Annotated in this window: 17 protein-coding genes, 1 tRNA gene and 1 pseudogene; 9 read left to right on the top strand and 10 right to left on the bottom strand. The window is 67.6% G+C overall.

The genetic code is table 11. The annotated features are described in order from the left end of the window. The first annotated feature begins 51 nt into the window (after window positions 1–51). On the top strand, window positions 52–1,095 hold the full coding sequence (locus tag CHINAEXTREME_RS04335; RefSeq protein ID WP_007141246.1) for an NAD(P)-dependent alcohol dehydrogenase: 1,044 nt from the start codon (window positions 52–54) through the stop codon (window positions 1,093–1,095). Between the two features lie 50 nt (window positions 1,096–1,145). Beyond that, window positions 1,146–2,537, top strand: a complete 1,392-nt coding sequence (locus CHINAEXTREME_RS04330; RefSeq protein ID WP_007141245.1) for an oxidoreductase — start codon at window positions 1,146–1,148, stop codon at window positions 2,535–2,537. Between the two features lie 109 nt (window positions 2,538–2,646). Here the strand turns inward: CHINAEXTREME_RS04330 and CHINAEXTREME_RS04325 are convergent. Next, a tRNA-Gln gene (locus CHINAEXTREME_RS04325) sits at window positions 2,647–2,719 on the bottom strand. A 96-nt stretch (window positions 2,720–2,815) separates the two neighbouring features. Further along, a pseudogene (locus CHINAEXTREME_RS04320) lies at window positions 2,816–3,358 on the bottom strand (homing endonuclease associated repeat-containing protein); the annotation flags it as partial. Between the two features lie 91 nt (window positions 3,359–3,449). Here CHINAEXTREME_RS04320 and CHINAEXTREME_RS04315 point away from each other — a divergent pair. From CHINAEXTREME_RS04315 to cysE, 3 genes are all read left to right on the top strand, one after another. Then, the gene (locus CHINAEXTREME_RS04315) at window positions 3,450–4,046 is read left to right on the top strand and encodes an IMP cyclohydrolase (protein WP_007141244.1); all 597 of its coding nucleotides are present in this window, start codon (window positions 3,450–3,452) and stop codon (window positions 4,044–4,046) included. 95 nt (window positions 4,047–4,141) lie between these two features. Further along, window positions 4,142–4,810 carry a metallophosphoesterase family protein gene (locus CHINAEXTREME_RS04310; protein WP_007141243.1) on the top strand — a complete coding sequence of 223 codons (669 nt, stop codon included), beginning with the start codon at window positions 4,142–4,144 and terminating at the stop codon, window positions 4,808–4,810. A gap of 72 nt (window positions 4,811–4,882) precedes the next feature. Further along, the gene (gene cysE / locus CHINAEXTREME_RS04305) at window positions 4,883–5,395 is read left to right on the top strand and encodes a serine O-acetyltransferase (protein WP_007141242.1); all 513 of its coding nucleotides are present in this window, start codon (window positions 4,883–4,885) and stop codon (window positions 5,393–5,395) included. 42 nt (window positions 5,396–5,437) lie between these two features. On the opposite strand, the gene CHINAEXTREME_RS04300 is transcribed toward cysE, so the two are convergent. Further along, window positions 5,438–5,803 carry a hypothetical protein gene (locus CHINAEXTREME_RS04300; RefSeq protein ID WP_007141241.1) on the bottom strand — a complete coding sequence of 122 codons (366 nt, stop codon included), beginning with the start codon at window positions 5,801–5,803 and terminating at the stop codon, window positions 5,438–5,440. A 157-nt stretch (window positions 5,804–5,960) separates the two neighbouring features. On the opposite strand from CHINAEXTREME_RS04300, the gene CHINAEXTREME_RS04295 reads away from it, so the two are divergent. Next, window positions 5,961–6,503, top strand: coding sequence for a hypothetical protein (locus CHINAEXTREME_RS04295; RefSeq protein ID WP_007141240.1), 543 nt, complete (start codon window positions 5,961–5,963; stop codon window positions 6,501–6,503). Between the two features lie 146 nt (window positions 6,504–6,649). Further along, window positions 6,650–7,423, top strand: a complete 774-nt coding sequence (locus CHINAEXTREME_RS04290; RefSeq protein ID WP_029601424.1) for an SDR family oxidoreductase — start codon at window positions 6,650–6,652, stop codon at window positions 7,421–7,423. Window positions 7,424–7,463: 40 nt separating this feature from the next. Here CHINAEXTREME_RS04290 and CHINAEXTREME_RS04285 read toward each other — a convergent pair whose 3' ends face one another. The 4 genes from CHINAEXTREME_RS04285 to CHINAEXTREME_RS04270 form a co-directional block, all read right to left on the bottom strand. Continuing rightward, window positions 7,464–7,886: a universal stress protein gene (locus tag CHINAEXTREME_RS04285; RefSeq protein WP_007141238.1), complete on the bottom strand. Its 423-nt coding sequence runs from the start codon at window positions 7,884–7,886 to the stop codon at window positions 7,464–7,466. 244 nt (window positions 7,887–8,130) lie between these two features. Then, window positions 8,131–9,225 (bottom strand): aminopeptidase, encoded by a 1,095-nt coding sequence (locus CHINAEXTREME_RS04280; RefSeq protein WP_007141237.1) that lies wholly within the window; start codon window positions 9,223–9,225, stop codon window positions 8,131–8,133. 84 nt (window positions 9,226–9,309) lie between these two features. Further along, window positions 9,310–9,552: a hypothetical protein gene (locus CHINAEXTREME_RS04275; RefSeq protein WP_007141236.1), complete on the bottom strand. Its 243-nt coding sequence runs from the start codon at window positions 9,550–9,552 to the stop codon at window positions 9,310–9,312. Beyond that, window positions 9,536–10,396 (bottom strand): hypothetical protein, encoded by an 861-nt coding sequence (locus tag CHINAEXTREME_RS04270; RefSeq protein ID WP_238593344.1) that lies wholly within the window; start codon window positions 10,394–10,396, stop codon window positions 9,536–9,538. Before CHINAEXTREME_RS04270 ends, CHINAEXTREME_RS04275 begins: the two co-directional genes overlap by 17 nt. A gap of 275 nt (window positions 10,397–10,671) precedes the next feature. On the opposite strand from CHINAEXTREME_RS04270, the gene CHINAEXTREME_RS04265 reads away from it, so the two are divergent. Continuing rightward, window positions 10,672–11,685: a threonine aldolase family protein gene (locus tag CHINAEXTREME_RS04265; protein WP_007141234.1), complete on the top strand. Its 1,014-nt coding sequence runs from the start codon at window positions 10,672–10,674 to the stop codon at window positions 11,683–11,685. A 9-nt stretch (window positions 11,686–11,694) separates the two neighbouring features. Here the strand turns inward: CHINAEXTREME_RS04265 and CHINAEXTREME_RS22400 are convergent, their stop codons facing one another. From CHINAEXTREME_RS22400 to CHINAEXTREME_RS04255, 3 genes are all read right to left on the bottom strand, one after another. After that, window positions 11,695–11,826: a DUF7859 family protein gene (locus CHINAEXTREME_RS22400; protein ID WP_007141233.1), complete on the bottom strand. Its 132-nt coding sequence runs from the start codon at window positions 11,824–11,826 to the stop codon at window positions 11,695–11,697. Between the two features lie 491 nt (window positions 11,827–12,317). Continuing rightward, window positions 12,318–12,845: a metallophosphoesterase gene (locus tag CHINAEXTREME_RS04260; protein WP_029601425.1), complete on the bottom strand. Its 528-nt coding sequence runs from the start codon at window positions 12,843–12,845 to the stop codon at window positions 12,318–12,320. Window positions 12,846–12,990: 145 nt separating this feature from the next. After that, window positions 12,991–13,404 (bottom strand): hypothetical protein, encoded by a 414-nt coding sequence (locus tag CHINAEXTREME_RS04255; RefSeq protein WP_007141231.1) that lies wholly within the window; start codon window positions 13,402–13,404, stop codon window positions 12,991–12,993. Between the two features lie 146 nt (window positions 13,405–13,550). Between CHINAEXTREME_RS04255 and CHINAEXTREME_RS04250 the strand changes: the two genes are divergently transcribed. Next, on the top strand, window positions 13,551–15,764 hold the full coding sequence (locus tag CHINAEXTREME_RS04250) for an ATP-dependent DNA helicase (RefSeq protein ID WP_007141230.1): 2,214 nt from the start codon (window positions 13,551–13,553) through the stop codon (window positions 15,762–15,764). The last annotated feature ends 11 nt before the right edge of the window (window positions 15,765–15,775 follow it).

Below are 15,775 nucleotides of genomic sequence, written 5' to 3'. Positions count from 1 at the left end.
CCGGTAGCTGCCGAACGTTTTGCTCACCGGCGGTGAAGCGGGTCCTGTCCCATGCAAGCAGCGCGACTCCACGGGTACACCGACGAGATGGACGCGGCGCTCGAGATCGACGACGTCGACCGGCCGGAGATCGACCGGTCGGACGGCGTCCTGGTCGAGGTCGAGGGCGCGGGGTGGTGTCAGACGGACAACCACATCGTCGAGGGAATGTGGGAGGAGTACGTCGAACAGGACCTGCCGATGACGCTCGGCCACGAGAACGCCGGCATCGTCGCCGAGGTCGGCGACGAGGTCCAGTTGGTCGAGGAGGGGGATCCCGTGCTCTGTCACCCCGTCCAGACCTGTGGCATCTGTCGGCCCTGTCGGCGCGGCGAGGACATGTACTGCGAGAACCAGGCGTTCAACGGCCTGACGACCGACGGCGGCTTCGCCGAGTACGTCCTGACCAACGAGCGCGCCGTCGTCCCGCTGCCGGACGGCGTCGATCCGACCGAGATCGCACCACACGCCGACGCCGGGATCACCGCCTACCACGCCGCGAAGAAGGCGACCGACGAACTGAACCCGGGCGATACCTGTGTCCTGATCGGCATCGGCGGACTCGGCCACATCGGACTCCAGTGCGTCGACGCGATGAGCGCCGCCGACATCGTCGCCGTCGACCTCAAAGCGGAGGCGCTCGAGTTGGCCGCCGACCTGGGAGCCGGCCACACCGTCGACTCGAGCGAGGAGGACGTCGCCTCGGTCGTCGCCGGCCTCACCGACGACGGCGGGGCCGAACAGGTGCTGGACTTCGTCGGCCGCGACGAGACGACCTCGCTCGCGCCAGATATCGTCGCCCAGGGCGGCGACCACCACGTCGTCGGCTACGGCGGGCACGTCCACGAACCCTGTCAGGCGATGGTGTTCGGCGAGTTCTCGTTCCGCGGGGCGCTGGTCGGCCGGTACGCCGAACTGCAGGAACTCGTCGCGCTCGTCGACCGCGGCGACGTGGAACTGCACACTGAACGCCACGACCTGGGGGAGATCAACGAGGTTGCAGAACGGCTCGAGAACGGCGAAATCGAGGGGCGGGCGGTCATCCAGCCGCCCTGAGCGCCGGCGACCGGCGGCATCCTCTTGTGCGATCCCGTGGTAGCCGACCCATGACCTCCCTCGACCTCGAGGACCCCCTCGAGATCGGCGGCGTCCGGGTTCCGAACCGGCTCTACCGCGCGCCGCTGCTCGAGTGCGCCGGCAACGGGCCCGACGCGGTCGACACGCTGATCGCGGATCTCGAACCCGCCGCCGACTCCGGCGTCGGCCTGCTCTTCCAGGGCGCGACCATCGTCCGCGGCGAGGGCGGCTGTGCCGCGCCGGGGATGACCCGCGTCCACGACCCCGCGTTCGTCTCCCGGCTCTCCCGGCTGACGGACCGGATCCACGACCACGGCGGCCGGATCTTCCTCCAACTCGAGCACGGCGGCCTGCGCAGCATGGAGACCTGGCACGCCGACTACCGCCGGCGAAACCCGGGCCTCGAACAGCTCGCGGTCTCGGAGCCGCCCTGGCAACTGCGGCTGCTCGACCGGGTCGGCTTCCTCTCCTATAATCCGCACGTGCTCTCGACGGACGAGGTGTACGACCTCGCGGCGGACTTCGGGCGCTCGGCCGCGTACGCCGTCGATGCCGGCTACGACGGCATCCACATCTCGGGGGCGAACATGGGGATCGTCCAGCAGTTCCTCTCGCCGTTCTACAACCGCCGGGACGACGAGTTCGGCGGGAGCCCCGAGGCGCGACTGCACTTCCTCGCGCTCGTCCACGACGAGATCCGGGACCGCGCGGGCGACGTCCCGCTCGTCACGAAGGTTCCGGCCGAGACGCCCGCCCCGCCCGCTCCGCTCGTCCGGCGGAAGCTCTCGCTCGAGGACGGGATCGAGACGGCCCGACGGCTCGAGCGGGTCGGCTACGACGCGGTCGTTCCCGTCCTGACGTCGGTCGTCTGGGACATGAGCATCGTCCGCGGCGAGTTCCCCGAGCGGGCCTGGACCGACGAGGGGTTCCGGGACGGATACGACGAGGCCTTCGGCGGGTCGACCCGGCGACGACTCGTCGCGGCCGGCAACTGGCTCGAGTCGCTGTGGTACGACTTCGAACCGGCCTGGAACGAGGAGTTCTGTCGACGCGTCCGCGAGGTGGTGTCGATCCCGGTACTCGCCGAGGGCGGGATCCGCGACCGGGGACAGATCGACCGTCTGCTCGGGGCTCGAGCGGACGCGGAGCCGGCCTGCGACGCCGTCGGGATGGCCCGCCCGTTCTACGCCGAACCGCGCCTGGGGGCGCGACTGCTCGCGGACGGAGCGTCGGAGGAGGGGAGTGCGGAGGACGGCGGTCGGGAGCGGGCCCGGCCCGTCGACGGCGAACCGAGCGTCCTCTGTGAGAACTGCAACAACTGCACCGTTCCGCAGGTGACCGGCGCGCCCGGGCTCTGTCGGACGCCCGAGGTCGTCCGGAAACGCGGCGAACTCGAGCGCGAGGGGATTTACGACGACTGAGGTCTCTGGGTCGTATCACTCTATCGCGACCAGCGAGTAGACCCCTTCGTTTCAACTGGAAACTCGGGGAGAGCATCGACTGTTCGCTCGAGTTGAAACGGAAGAGAAGTAGTCCCACCAGGATTCGAACCTGGGTCGAAGCCCCCAGAAGGCTTCAGGATTGGCCGCTACCCCATGGGACTTGACATGTTTCGTCGGACCTCAATCGGCTCCGACGTATCGATACGTAACGGCGGAGGTGTATTAGAGTGTTACGAACTGGGACGATCGGATCAGAGAGGATCGTAGTGTTCCTTTCGGTGGCAGTTCGCACAGAGGAGGAGACGTTTTTTGATCTCGTTTTCGATCCTGTCTCTTGAGTAGCCGAAGGCCACCATCTTCCCAACGGCCATCTCTTATTCGTCTTCGTTGATATGGTGGAAGTCGAGGCATCGTGGATCGCTCTCACCGCACTGATTACAGCCTCTCCGTTGCTTGTACTCGTAGACCCATTTCCGATGGTCCGTACGGCGCTGAAGAGACCGCTCGGTGTTCCACTCTGCGTTTCGATAGTGCCATCGCTGATCGACCGATAGCTCGTCCCAGGACGTTCCGTCGGGAAGATCAACGTCGTCCGGCTTCGGACCCACCCGCGACCCCGTCGACGGATTCGTCTCGAGTCCCGCCCGCTCTTTCGCTTCGTTCCACCCGCCGAGGGTTCTGCTGATCGTCGCCGACGCCGGTGTCAGCCCCAGTTCCTCGTACTGTGCCTTCGTCGGTGACTCGCCGAGCCGTTCGGCCGCCTCCCGTAACGCCTCGAGGCACTCCGTCTCCGTCGTCACGCCGCCGTTCGTCGCGGCATCCGATATAAACCCCCGAACGGGAGCGCGACGAACCGACATGCCTTTTCCCCACCCTCGCGCATCGACGCGTATGTACGTCGGACGATTCGTCGTCGTCGGCCCGGAGGTCGGCGCGTACCGCGTCTCCTCGCGCTCGTTCCCGAACCGAGAGATCACCGCTCGAGACGACGCGCTCACCGTCGGACCAACCGAGGACGCCCCCGAGACGGACAACCCCTACGTCTCCTATAACTGCCTGCGTGTCGTCGAGACCCCGACCGGGGAGACGGCCGCCTTCGGCAACGGCTCCCACGTCGACCCCATCGCGGAGAAACTCGAGTCGGGCTACCCCGCCCGCGACGCCCTCGCGGAGAGCCTGCTCGCGCTCGATTACGAGAAAGACGACTACGACACGCCCCGCATCGCGGCGACGATCGACGCCGGGACCGACGGCGAGGCGCTGATCGGCACGGTCCGGAAGGACGCCTTACTGGTGGAGACCGTCGACGAACCGACGCTGGTGGCGACCTACGAGAAGGACTCACCCGAGGTGTTCGCGTTCGAGGCCGAAACCGCCGCGGAAGCCGCCCGGGAGGCCTACGGCCTCGAGTTCGAACACGAGGTCTGTGCGGCCGGTGTGGCCCTGACCGGCGACGGGTTCGAGACGGCGATCGAAAACGGGGAGTAGCCTCCTCGCCCCTTCGGACGATAGCGACCGCGTGCCGTCCGCTCGACCAGCCGGACAACCTACAAACCGCTCGCCCCCGTACCCTCGAGCACGACATGAAGGTCGGACTCATCTCGGACGTCCACGGCAACCGGGTCGCACTCGAGGCAGTCCTCGAGGACATGCCGCCGGTCGACGAACTCGTCTGTGCCGGCGACGTCGTCGGCTACAACCCATGGCCGGCGGCTTGTGTCGACGAACTCCGGGAACGGGCGGTACCGACCGTAATGGGCAACCACGACGCGGCGGTCGCCGCCGAGACCCCCTTCCGGTTCAACGGGATGGCTCGAGCCGGCGTCGAATACGCCGAGACGCAACTCTCCGCGGATCAGCTCCGATGGCTCGCGGAGCTGCCGACGGAGCGGGTCGAGTTCGACGGCCGGCTCAAGGTCGTCCACGGCCACCCCGACGACCCCGACCGGTACACGCGCTACACGTATCCCGAGGAGTTCTCCCCGCGACTCCTCGACGAGGAGGACGTGCTCGTGCTGGGTCACACCCACGTTCAGGGCGTCGAACGGTACACCGAGGGAATCGTTGTCAATCCGGGCAGCGTCGGCCAACCCCGGGACGGCGATCCGAGAGCAGGGTACGCGGTGGTCGACCTCGAGGCGATGACCGTCGAGACCCATCGCGTGGAGTACGACGTCGAGGGGGTCCAGGAAGCCGTTCGAGAGGCGGGCCTGCCCGAGCGCATCGGTCGACGGCTCGCACGCGGGAAGTGACCTCTCCCCGACCGAGCGGCGACCGAAACGAACCCTTTTAGACCGCCAGCCCCGGATTCCAACCCACTACAGATGCTGCGACGGCTTCGCGAGGACGTCCGGGCGATGTGTGATCGCGACCCCGCCGCAAAAGGCTGCCTCGAGGTCGTGCTGTGCTATCCCGGCGTTCACGCTGTCTGGGGCCACCGGATCGCTCACCGCCTCTGGACGAGCGGGTTCACAGTGTTCGCGCGAGTGTTCTCCCAGCTCGTTCGGCTGTTGACCGGCGTCGAGATCCACCCCGGAGCGACGATCGGCCGCCGGGTGACGATCGATCACGGCATGGGTGTCGTCATCGGCGAGACCGCCGAAGTCGGCGACGACGTCCACATGTACCACGGCGTTACTCTCGGCGGCGACGCGGACGAACCGGTCAAACGACACCCGACGATCGAAAACGGGGTCGAGATCGGCGCGAACGCGACGCTGCTGGGCGACATCACGGTCGGCGAGAACGTGGCCGTCGGCGCAGGGTCCGTCGTTACCGAGGACGTCGATCCGGGTGCGACCGTAGCCGGCGTCCCGGCCACGCGAATCGACGACTGACTTCCTTCGTTTCCCGTTGATCGCGCTCGAGTTCTGGGACGGCTACTCCTCGTCGTCGACTGCCCCGTCCGTCCCCGGCGGCGATCCCTCGGCGGGAACGCCCTCCTCCATTTCTACGTCGGCCGCTGACTCGCCGACGGCGTCCTCGGTCATTTCAGCGTCCGGATCGGAAGTGTAGCCGAGTTCGAACCAGAGTTTGGCCGTACAGTCGAACTGCTCCTCGTCGAGTTTGGTCTCGGCCTCCTGCTGGTCGAGGTAGCCGTTACAGCGGCCGTGCTTGACCACGTTCATCAGTGTCGCCGCGGAGCCACACTCCGGACACTCGATGTAGTAGTTGCCCTCGTCGTTCTGGTGCCAGGAGTCGGGCGTCAGTTCGGTGTATGCTGCCTCGTCGGAACGATCGCTCATACCGATTCGTCGCCCGCCGGCCCGGTAAACGCGAGCCCGGAGTACGCAACCTGGTGGGTATCGATGTGGGCCGTCGTCCGTGCGAACGTTTCGGCGCGGCCGACAGTCCGCTCGAGCACAACTGCGTCTTATGATTCTGCACGGGCTAGAACCGGCAATGGTCTCGAGCGATCCCCGAGCACCCGACGACTGTCGGGCTCGCGTCCCGTGTCGACGGCGAGCGTTTCTCGCCGGGCTCGGTGCGGCGACCGCCTCGACGGTCGCCGGCTGTCTGAGCGGCGGGGCCGGCGGCGGACCGGGCGAGAGCGAGGACGAACCGGTCGTCGACGAAGCGGAAACGACCGAGGGGACCACCGACCGCGACGCCTGGATCGACGTCGAGCGGCTCCGGTTCGACGGCTGGGTCGGCGGCTGGGTCGGCGTCGAACCGTCCGCCATCGATCGCGTCGAGAACCCGACGCTGGTCCTCGTCGAGGGCCGGGAGTACGAACTCACCTGGGAGAACATGGACGGGATCCACCACAACGTCGCGTTCTGGAACGAAGACTGGGAGGTCGTCGCGGACTACTCGACCCCGGGCAACGACGTCGTCGGCGAGACCGAGACGCTCGTCTTCGAGGCGACCGCGGAGATCGACACCTACCGCTGTGAGTACCAGCCCGTCGGCCAGCAGGGCGAGGTTCGGATCATCGATTCCTGATCCCCCGACCGGAGCGACCGAAACCCCCAACAGCACGGCTCTCGAGCGGTCTCCTCGGACCTTTTTCGCTCCGATACACGCCGACCTGGCAGTTTGTGAAAAGCATAGGTATAGTTAATATTCGTCGCACCGTAGGTAACTGTGCAATGTCACCAATGCTCACTGACGACGTAGCGGTTGTAACCGGCGGCTCGAGCGGCAACGGTCGGGCGATCGCCCGTCGATTCGCGGCGGAGGGAGCCGACGTCGTGATCGCGGACCTGCAGGAGGAACCCCGCGAAGGCGGGACCCCGACCCACGAACTGATTCCGGAAGAGACCGACGCCGAGGCGACGTTCGTCGAATGTGACGTCTCGAACGTCGCGGACCTCGAGGCAGCCGTCGAGGCGGCCGAGGAGTTCGGCGGCGTCACCGTGATGGTCAACAACGCGGGGATCTTCCACGGGGAGGAGTTCCTCGAGGTCGACGAAGAGGCGTTCGATCGGATGATGGATATCAACGTCAAGGGCGTCTACTTCGGCGCGCAGGCGGCCGCGAAACGGATGGTCGAGGGCGAGGGCGGCGCTATCATCAACCTCTCGTCGGTCGCCGGGCTCGAGGGGTCCGGCGAGTTCGTCACGTACTGCGGGACGAAAGGCGCGGTCCGACTCCTGACCTACTCCATGGCTGCGAAACTCGGCCCCGACGGGGTTCGCGTGAACGCGATCCATCCGGGGCTGATCGAGACGAAGATGACGACCGAGGACTACGCCATCATCGGCACCGAGGCCGAAGACCAGTTCCTCGAGGCGATCCCGTCCCGACGGGCGGGCCAGCCGGAGGACGTCGCCGATGCGGCGCTGTACCTCGCGAGCGACCTCGCGGGGTACGTCAACGGGGAGTCGCTGGTCGTCGACGGCGGGATGACGAACACGCAATGAATGGAGCCCGTCGACTCGCTCGAGTCGGCGACGGTTCGAATCAGCGGACGACCGTCACCGGAACCGGCGCTCGTCGCACGATCTTTTCCGCGACGCTGCCGAGTAGTACCCGGGAGACGCCCGAACGCCCGTGGCTGCCGACGAAGATGTGGTCGACGTCGTTGTCCTCGTCCTCGGCGTACTCGACGACCTCGTGGGCAGGATCGCCGACGACGACCTCGGTGCGGTAATCGACGTCGTCACCGACCTCGAGGTCGGCGACGTGGTCCTCGACGTCGTCGGAGGCCTCTTCGCGCATGTCCTTGAGCGCCTCCTGTGCGAGGTTGATGCCGGCCCCGGTAGAGCCGCCCGCGGCCTCGACGACTCGCAGCAACACGTGCTCCTCGTCAGGGTACTCGTCGAACGCTCGAGTGACTGCCTTCCGTGCGGGTTCGGAGCCGTCGTAGGCGACGAGAATTGCCATACCCAACCTACCGAGCGGGACGTGATAAACGTATAGCAGGATGCCCGGCCGGCGGGAGGACCGGAGGACCGGTGGGTAGTCGAGACTCGAGTCGGGACGTTACTCCTCGAAGCCGTCCTCGAACCGGAAGGTCCCGTTCCGCTGGACCACCTGCACCGAACTTTTTCCGCTCGCGTCGCTTCGCGACGGCTCGCGCAAAAACTTCGATGAAAAAGACCGCGACTCACTCCGTTCGTCGCGGGGATTACTCCTCGAAGCCGTCCTCGAACCGGAAGGTCCCGTTCCGCTGGACCACGTCCCCGTCGACCTCGATGAACGAATCGTCGCTCATGTCGACGATCATGTCGACGTGGACCGCCGAGTCGTTGGCCTCGTTGCCCTCGCCGACGGTGTCGTCGTAGGCGCGACCGACTGCCATGTGGACCGTATCACCCATCTTCTCGTCGAAGAGCATGTTGTACGTGAACTCGTCGATGTCGCGGTTCATCCCGATGCCGAGTTCGCCCAGGCGGCGCGCACCGTCGTCCGTGTTCAGGACCTCGGTCAGCGTCTCCTCGTTTTTCGCCGCCGAGTGGTCGACGACCTCACCGTCCTCGAACTCGAGGTAGACGTCCGTGATCTCCCGGCCCTGGTGGTAGAGCGGCATGTCGAACAGCACCTCGCCCTCGACGCTGTCGGGGACGGGCGCGGTGAAGACCTCGCCGCCGGGCAGGTTGTGCTCGGCGTGGTCGTTGATCGTCGGGTTGCCGTCGACGGACATCGTCACGTCGGTGGTGTCGCCGCTGACGATGCGAACCTCGTCGGCGGGGTCGAGGATTTCGACCATGTTGGCCTGGTGCTCGCGCTGTTCCGCCCAGTCCTTGTTGACCGCGTCCCAGACGAAGTTCTCGTACCCTTCCGTGCTCATTTCGGCCAGCTGGGCGTTGGCCGGGGCGGGGAACTGCGTGAGACACCAGCGGATGCCGAGTCGCTCCTCGAGGATCGGTCGGCGGGCCTGGCGGTAGGCCGAACTCGTCTCGGGGTCGACGTCGCCGGTCTGGGTGACGTTGTCGCTGGCCCGGACGGCGATGTAGACGTCCGTGTTCTCGATCAGGGCGAGTTCGTGCTCGGGGGTCTCGAACTCGCCGTCCGAGTTCCGGAGGAACGCGCGTCGCTGTCGCTTGCCGGCCCGCTGTGTCGTCGTCAGCGGGTTCGCACCCTTCTCGCCGATGACCTCGTGGAGGGCGACGACCAGGTCCTCGGCGACGGGGTGGGCGTCGACGACGACGTTGTCGCCTTCCTGGAGGTCGACGGAGTGGTTAGCGATGATCTCGGCGTGTTCGCGGATTCGCGGGTCCATGTAGCCGAGTTCTGGTACCGGCGGGATACGGTTTTCGAATCGAAATTAGCCCCCTCGAGGAGAGTCCGACGGTCGATTCTCCGGTCACTCCTCGCTCTCTGCTAGAAAGATCCCGAGGTAAATCGATGCGATGGCGCAGGCAACGCCCAGCCCGAAGGCGATCGTGTACGGCGACTCGAGGTCGAAGGCGGCGTCCTCGGTTGCCCAGCCGACGAAGCCGACGATCACGAGCGCGAGCGCCGCGAGCCGAAGGGCCGAAGCGACGCGGCGGCCGGTCGCGTTCCCGTTCTCGGAACTCGAGGACGCGGCATCAGTCGGTCCAGTCATTGCTTCCGCCTCCGTGGGGGGCGGCGCCACCGTCGACCCCGGTTTCGACTCCGGCCCCGGACGACTGCCCGACGAATTCGTCGAAGAACGAGACCGTCGCGGCCGTCAGGAGCACCGACAGCGGCACGACGAGGGTCAACCCGAGGAGGAACCCGACGGGGCCGCCGGCCGAAACGACGACCGAAACGATCGGGGAGGCGATCAGGGTGACGACGAAGTACCACGCGCCGAACCGCAGATAGGGGCCGCCCTCGAGGGCGAGTCGGTACGATCGGCGAAACGCCTCGAGGACCGGGAGGTCCGCGACGACGAACAGGAACGGCACGCCGTAGAAGAGGTACATGGCGAGCAACGCGACGGGGAGGGCGAGGAGTATCAGCACCGGTGCGACCGCCAGTATCGGAACGGCGAGGAGGAAGACGCCGAAGAGAATCGCGAAGTACGCCAGAAAGCGGCCCGCGTAGGACCGAACGCAGTCGACGACCGCTATCGGCTCGCCCCGGAGTCGTCGGTCGATCCCGCCCACGTAGACCGCGTAGACGACCGAGAACACCGCGGCGTACGCGACCAGCAGCGCAAGCAATCCGGCGATCAGTCCCGGTCCGGCTTCTCCGAGCGGGACCGAGCGGGACTGGAACGCCAGGTCGACGGTGACGTCGCCGGCTCCGGTCGCGGTCGGGGGATCGACGGGAGCGGGGGCGAACGGAACGGACCCGCCCGTGCTCGAGGCGGCCGTCGGCGCGGGTGGATCGACGAACGACCAGAGGTCGAGGAACGGGTCCGGAAACCGGAACTCGAAGTTGATCGAGACCCGGTTCCCGGCTTCGGCGATCGTTCGCCTCACGCCGTCCGCATCGAGCAACGTCGTGAGTAACGGAACGGCGAGAAAGGGGAGGAGGTCGGGGAACCGATCGGCGACCCGGGCGAGGTGGTGCGAAAACGGATTGCGCCGGGCGGAGGGACGCCGTCGTCCGAACCGGATGGAGGGCTGGCAGCGTTCACGACGTTCGTGTCGGCGGGCTGAGTAGTAAGCTTTGGGAACGTTCGTCGACTGTCACCGGGCGACAGGTACGACCGCCTTCGACAACGTTAGGGCGATCCCGAAAGGAGCCGTTCGTAATGATCGACCTCCGGTCCGATACCGTTACGAAACCCGACGACCGCATGCGCGACGCCGCACACGCGGCCGACGTCGGCGACGACGTCTACCGCGAGGACCCGACCGTCGCCGAACTCGAGCGCCGCGCGGCCGACCGCGTGGGGACCGAGGCCGCCCTCTACGTGCCAAGCGGGACGATGGGCAACCAGATCGCGGCCCGAGTGCACACCGAGCGCGGCCAGGAACTGCTGGCCGACAGGAAGAGCCACGTCGTGAAATACGAACTCGGCGGCGCGGCCGACCACTCGAACCTGCAGGTGCGGATGGTCGACGCCGAGCGGGGGGTTCCGTCGCCGAGCCAGGTCGCCGACGGCCTCGTCGAGGAGAGCCTCCACCGACCGGGAACGGGCCTCCTCTGGCTCGAGAACACGCACAACGCCCGGGGCGGCCTCGCGATCGATCCCGAGAGGATCGCCGCGGCGGCCGAGCCCGCCCGCGAACACGACGTGCCCGTCCACCTCGACGGCGCGCGGGTGTTCAACGCCGCGACTGCGCTCGACGTCCCCGTCACCGAGATCACGGAGCCGGTCGACTCGGTCATGTTCTGCCTCTCGAAGGGGCTCGGCGCGCCCATCGGCTCGATGCTCGCCGGCAGCGAGGCGTTCGTCGAGGAGGCGCGTCGCGTCCGCAAACTGTTCGGCGGCGGGCTCCGCCAGGCCGGGATCATCGCCGCGCCCGGCCTCGAGGCCCTCGAGAACGTCGAGGACCTTGAGCGCGACCACGAGCACGCCGAGTTGCTCGCCGAGGAACTGGACGGCATCGACGGGTTCGACGTGCAACCCCCCGAGACGAACATCGTCCTCGCGGACGTCTCCGGGACTGGCCTCGAGACGGAGGCAGTCATCGAACGCCTGGAGGAGGAGGACGTGCTGGCGACGCAGTTCGGCCCGTCGACGGTTCGGTTCTGTACGCACCGGGACGTCTCGCGCGAGGACGTCGAGACGGCGCTCGAGCGGATCGAAGCGGCGTTCTGACCGCCTGTCTCAACGGCCCCGCATCCCGTCCCGGAACTCGAGGACGGTCCGGCGCAACAGCAGGTACGAGAAGAAGATCAACGACAGGAGGATCAACACGATCGCGATGATGACGGGATCGTCGGGGATGAAATCCAGCATACCCGGTGGGTACAGCGCCGCGGTGGAAAATCGTTTCGACGCGTGGTGGCCGCTCGCCCGGTATCGGACGCGTCACCGCGTCTCCAGCCTCGTATCGGCGTCGAAGGGGAGGACGGACGGCTAGCTAAAATCCGTTTTTCACCTTGCGCCGCCTATAATGTCGCATCCTGTGTAGGTGCTACTGCGTCCCGCGCTCGGCTCCGGCCCGGGCCGGGCTGTGGGACCTTCCGTCCCGCTCGAATCGAGGGACGGTCACCCCCTGTCCGAACGGTCGCCGCCGCCCGCTCCTGCCCGCCCCGCTGGCGGGCGGCGGCTCCTCCCCCACTTCGCCGACACCCGCTGACGTCCCGCTGACGCTTCCCCGACTCCCCGTTGACGCCGCGTCCTCCACAGGCCCCGCAGGCCCGCGGCCACGTCGTATCGCTCGTACCTGTGCCCGTACCATTCCATTCCATTCCGTTCCGCTCCCGACGTTCCCGCCCAACGACGCGCTACTCGCTTCCCTCGACGGTGAACGACTCGAGGAGCGTCCCGTCCGGTTCGCGGATCTCGCCCTCGAGGACGTCCGAATCGCCGTCCTCGCTTTCCTCGAGGACGGCGAAGCCCTGCCGGTTCCCCCGCGGGTCGGCGTGGCTGCCCGGGTTGAGCAGCAGGCAGTCGGGGGTCTCGACGACCGTCGGCCGGTGGGTATGCCCGGAAACGACCACGTCGGCACCCCGCGAGCGGCCGAACATCGCCAGTCCGGTCTCGCCGCCGTCGCGGCGGTGGGTGACGGCGACCCTGACGCCCGCCTCCTCGAGGACCCGGGCCGACGGCAACCGGTCCCGGACTGCCGCGCCGTCGGCGTTGCCGTGGACCGCGAACAGGCGGTCGCACTCCGCCTGGAACGCCTCGAGCGCGCTCGTGGTCGTGAAGTCACCGGCGTGGACGACGACGTCTGCCTCGCGGGCCGCCGTCAGTGCCTCGCCCTCGAGCGCGTGGCCGTCGGCGCTGTGCGTGTCCGAAAAGATAGCGATCATGGGCGCAAGTTGGGTCGCGACCGGGACGTCTCTTTTCGTTTCTCTCTCCGCGACGACGGGCCGCATACGGTTTACTGTCCGCCAGTTCCGGCGCACCCGCGACCCGGGCGGCGGTTGTGCCGGTCCATCGGGACAGGGATCCGTATCAGGCCGGCGGCCCCTCGGTCTCTCGGTCGTCGTATCCCGCGACGAGCGTTCCGCCCGGCGGCAGGTCGTTCAGGACGGCCGTCACCGTCGTCTCCTCGAGGTCGACCGTCGACTCGAGCGGTTCCCACCCTTCGTCGGTCCGGACGGCGACCGCGACGTCCGTCGGGCTCGCCCCCGGCGGGAGCCGCGAGGGGTCGTAGACGAGCGCGATGCGAACGGCTTCGACGGCCTTCAGGTCCTCGAGGCCGACGACGTCGACCGGCTCCCCCAGGGCGTCGACCGGCGGCTCGCTCGCGCTCCGCTCGAGCCCGAACTCGTCGGGGACGACGCCCGCGACGACGGCGACCCGTGCGCCGACGGACTCGAGCCGGACTTCCGCGACGCTACCGGAATCGTATCCCGGAATGGGCATGGTCGGGCGGACGCGTTCGAAACGGATGGCTCTACGCCCCGCGATGGCCGGCCTGTCCGAGGCGGTTTAAGTAGCGAACGCTGCGAGACGAACGCTTTTAGCGACGGCGCGACCTATCATTCATCGTGTCCGAGACAGCCGGGTACATGCGCTTTTTCCCGTACGACCAGCCCTACGAGAACCAGCGCGAGGCGATGGACCGCATCTACAACGCGCTCTCGCGCGGCCAGGACGTGCTCTTCGAGGGGGCCTGCGGGACCGGGAAGACGCTCTCGTCGCTCGTCCCCGCCCTCGAGGTCGCCCGCGAGGAGGACAAGACGGTCGTCATCACGACGGACGTCCACCAGCAGATGCGCCAGTTCGTCGCCGAAGCCCGCGCGATCACCCGCGAGGAGGACATCCGGGCGATCGTCTTCAAGGGGAAGGGGTCGATGTGTCACATCGACGTCGGCTACGAGGAGTGTCAGGCCCTGCGGGACAACACCCGGGCGCTCGTCGACGCCGAGCGGGACCGCGAGCAACTCGAGCGCCGCCAGCGCGAACTGCTGGCCGAGAGCCAGTCGGAGGGCGGCGACGGCTCGGCGGCCGACGCACGTTCGGCAGTGATGGACGAACTCGAGTCCATCGAGGAGCGACTCGACGATTTAGAGGAGCAGAACGTCTGTGAGTACTACCGGAACAACCTCACCGGGAACACGGACGACTTCTTCGCGTGGCTGTTCGACGACGTCCGCCGGCCGGAAGAGATCTACGAGTACGCCGAAGGGCAGCACCTCTGTGGGTACGAACTCCTCAAGGAGGGCATCGAGGGCGTCGACCTGGTCGTCTGTAACTACCACCACCTGCTCGATTCCACGATCCGGGAACAGTTCTTCCGCTGGCTCGGCCGCGACCCGGAGGACGTCATCGCCGTCTTCGACGAGGCCCACAACGTCGAGGACGCGGCCCGCGAGCACGCCACTCGAACCTGTTCGGAGCGCACCTTCGAGTCCGCGCTGGACGAACTCGAGGAGACGGACGATCCGCGAGCTGAAGACGCCAGAAACGTCCTCTCGGCGTTCCACCGCGCGCTCGTCGAGACCTACGAGGAGTCGTTCGGCTTCGGGGACAGCGCGGCGCAACGCGGCGCGGACAACGCGAGCGGCCGCGGGCCGCGAGCGCGAGAGCGGATCGGCGAGAACTGGGAGGACGTCCCCATCGCCAACGAGGACCGCAAGGACGACCTGACCCTCGAGTTCCTCCAGCGCTACTCGGGACGGGGGATCGGGGACGACCTCGAGGCCGCGATGAAACTGGGTCAGGACCTGGACGAGGAGTACGAGGAGGCCTACCGCGAGGGCGAGACCGCCACGCGCACGGAGTGTCAGACGCTGCAGGCCGCGGGCTTCGTCAGCGCGTGGATGAACGAGGGCAGTGCTGAGGGGCTGTACCCCGTCGTCTCGGTCACCCGCGACGCCGGTACCGACGAGATCTATGGCCGCGCCGAGATTTACTCCTGTCTCCCGCGACAGGTCACCGGCCGGCTGTTCGAGGAGGTCCACGCGACCGTGCTGATGAGCGCCACGCTCCAGCCGTTCGAGGTCACGGAGAACGTGCTCGGCCTCGAGGAGGCCGTCACGATGGCCTACGGTCTGCAGTTCCCCGAGGAGAACCGCCGCACCTACGCCGTCGAGACGCCGCCGCTTTTCTCCTCCGACCGCGACGACCCCGCCGTCCAGGAGGCGGTGGCCGACGCCATCCACGACGCCGTCCGGATGACCCCCGGAAACACGCTCGCGTTCTTCCCCAACTACAGCGAGGCGGGCCGGTACGCCGACCGCCTCGAGCGACGACTCGGCGGCGAGGGGACCGTCTACACCGACGAACCGGGCGTCGCCGTCGAGGACCTCCGCCAGGAGTTCGTCGCGGACGACGACGCGGTGCTTTGCACCTCGTTGTGGGGCACCCTCGCCGAGGGCGTCAGTTTCGACGGCGACGACGCCCGCACCGTCCTCGTGGTCGGCGTCCCGTACCCGCACCTCGACGACCGCGCGGAGGCGGTCCAGGAGGCCTACGACGCCGCGTTCGAAGGGACCGACACGGGCTGGCGTTACGCCGTCGAGATCCCGACGGTCAGAAAGACCAGGCAGGCGCTCGGCCGCGTGATCCGCTCACCCGAGGACGTCGGGGTTCGTGCGTTGCTCGACCGGCGCTACTCCAGGCGGGCGAAGTCGGACCTCAAGCGCTACAGCGTCAACGGTACCTTCCCCCACGAGGAGCGCGAGGAACTGATCGACATCGACCCCGAGAAACTCAAGTTCTCGATGCTCAACTTCTTCGGCGATCACGACGCCTATGACGGCGAACCGCCCGCACCGTAGCGACCGAAGCG

Source organism: Halobiforma lacisalsi AJ5, assembly GCF_000226975.2.
Classification (GTDB): Archaea; Halobacteriota; Halobacteria; order Halobacteriales; family Natrialbaceae; genus Natronobacterium; species Natronobacterium lacisalsi.
The sequence above is the reverse complement of the archived record's forward strand: the minus strand, read 5'-3'. Positions and strand labels throughout refer to the sequence as shown.

Coding starts and splice junctions, on each gene's coding strand:
- CHINAEXTREME_RS04300 (WP_007141241.1), bottom strand. CDS start 5,803: ATGAGCGATCGTTCCGACGAGGCAGCATACACCGAACTGACGCCCGAC.
- CHINAEXTREME_RS04310 (WP_007141243.1), top strand. CDS start 4,142: ATGAAGGTCGGACTCATCTCGGACGTCCACGGCAACCGGGTCGCACTC.
- CHINAEXTREME_RS04250 (WP_007141230.1), top strand. CDS start 13,551: ATGCGCTTTTTCCCGTACGACCAGCCCTACGAGAACCAGCGCGAGGCG.
- CHINAEXTREME_RS04335 (WP_007141246.1), top strand. CDS start 52: ATGCAAGCAGCGCGACTCCACGGGTACACCGACGAGATGGACGCGGCG.
- CHINAEXTREME_RS04285 (WP_007141238.1), bottom strand. CDS start 7,886: ATGGCAATTCTCGTCGCCTACGACGGCTCCGAACCCGCACGGAAGGCA.
- CHINAEXTREME_RS04315 (WP_007141244.1), top strand. CDS start 3,450: ATGTACGTCGGACGATTCGTCGTCGTCGGCCCGGAGGTCGGCGCGTAC.
- CHINAEXTREME_RS04330 (WP_007141245.1), top strand. CDS start 1,146: ATGACCTCCCTCGACCTCGAGGACCCCCTCGAGATCGGCGGCGTCCGG.
- CHINAEXTREME_RS04290 (WP_029601424.1), top strand. CDS start 6,650: ATGTCACCAATGCTCACTGACGACGTAGCGGTTGTAACCGGCGGCTCG.
- CHINAEXTREME_RS04295 (WP_007141240.1), top strand. CDS start 5,961: ATGGTCTCGAGCGATCCCCGAGCACCCGACGACTGTCGGGCTCGCGTC.
- cysE (WP_007141242.1), top strand. CDS start 4,883: ATGCTGCGACGGCTTCGCGAGGACGTCCGGGCGATGTGTGATCGCGAC.
- CHINAEXTREME_RS04280 (WP_007141237.1), bottom strand. CDS start 9,225: ATGGACCCGCGAATCCGCGAACACGCCGAGATCATCGCTAACCACTCC.
- CHINAEXTREME_RS04255 (WP_007141231.1), bottom strand. CDS start 13,404: ATGCCCATTCCGGGATACGATTCCGGTAGCGTCGCGGAAGTCCGGCTC.
- CHINAEXTREME_RS22400 (WP_007141233.1), bottom strand. CDS start 11,826: ATGCTGGATTTCATCCCCGACGATCCCGTCATCATCGCGATCGTGTTG.
- CHINAEXTREME_RS04265 (WP_007141234.1), top strand. CDS start 10,672: ATGATCGACCTCCGGTCCGATACCGTTACGAAACCCGACGACCGCATG.
- CHINAEXTREME_RS04260 (WP_029601425.1), bottom strand. CDS start 12,845: ATGATCGCTATCTTTTCGGACACGCACAGCGCCGACGGCCACGCGCTC.
- CHINAEXTREME_RS04275 (WP_007141236.1), bottom strand. CDS start 9,552: ATGACTGGACCGACTGATGCCGCGTCCTCGAGTTCCGAGAACGGGAAC.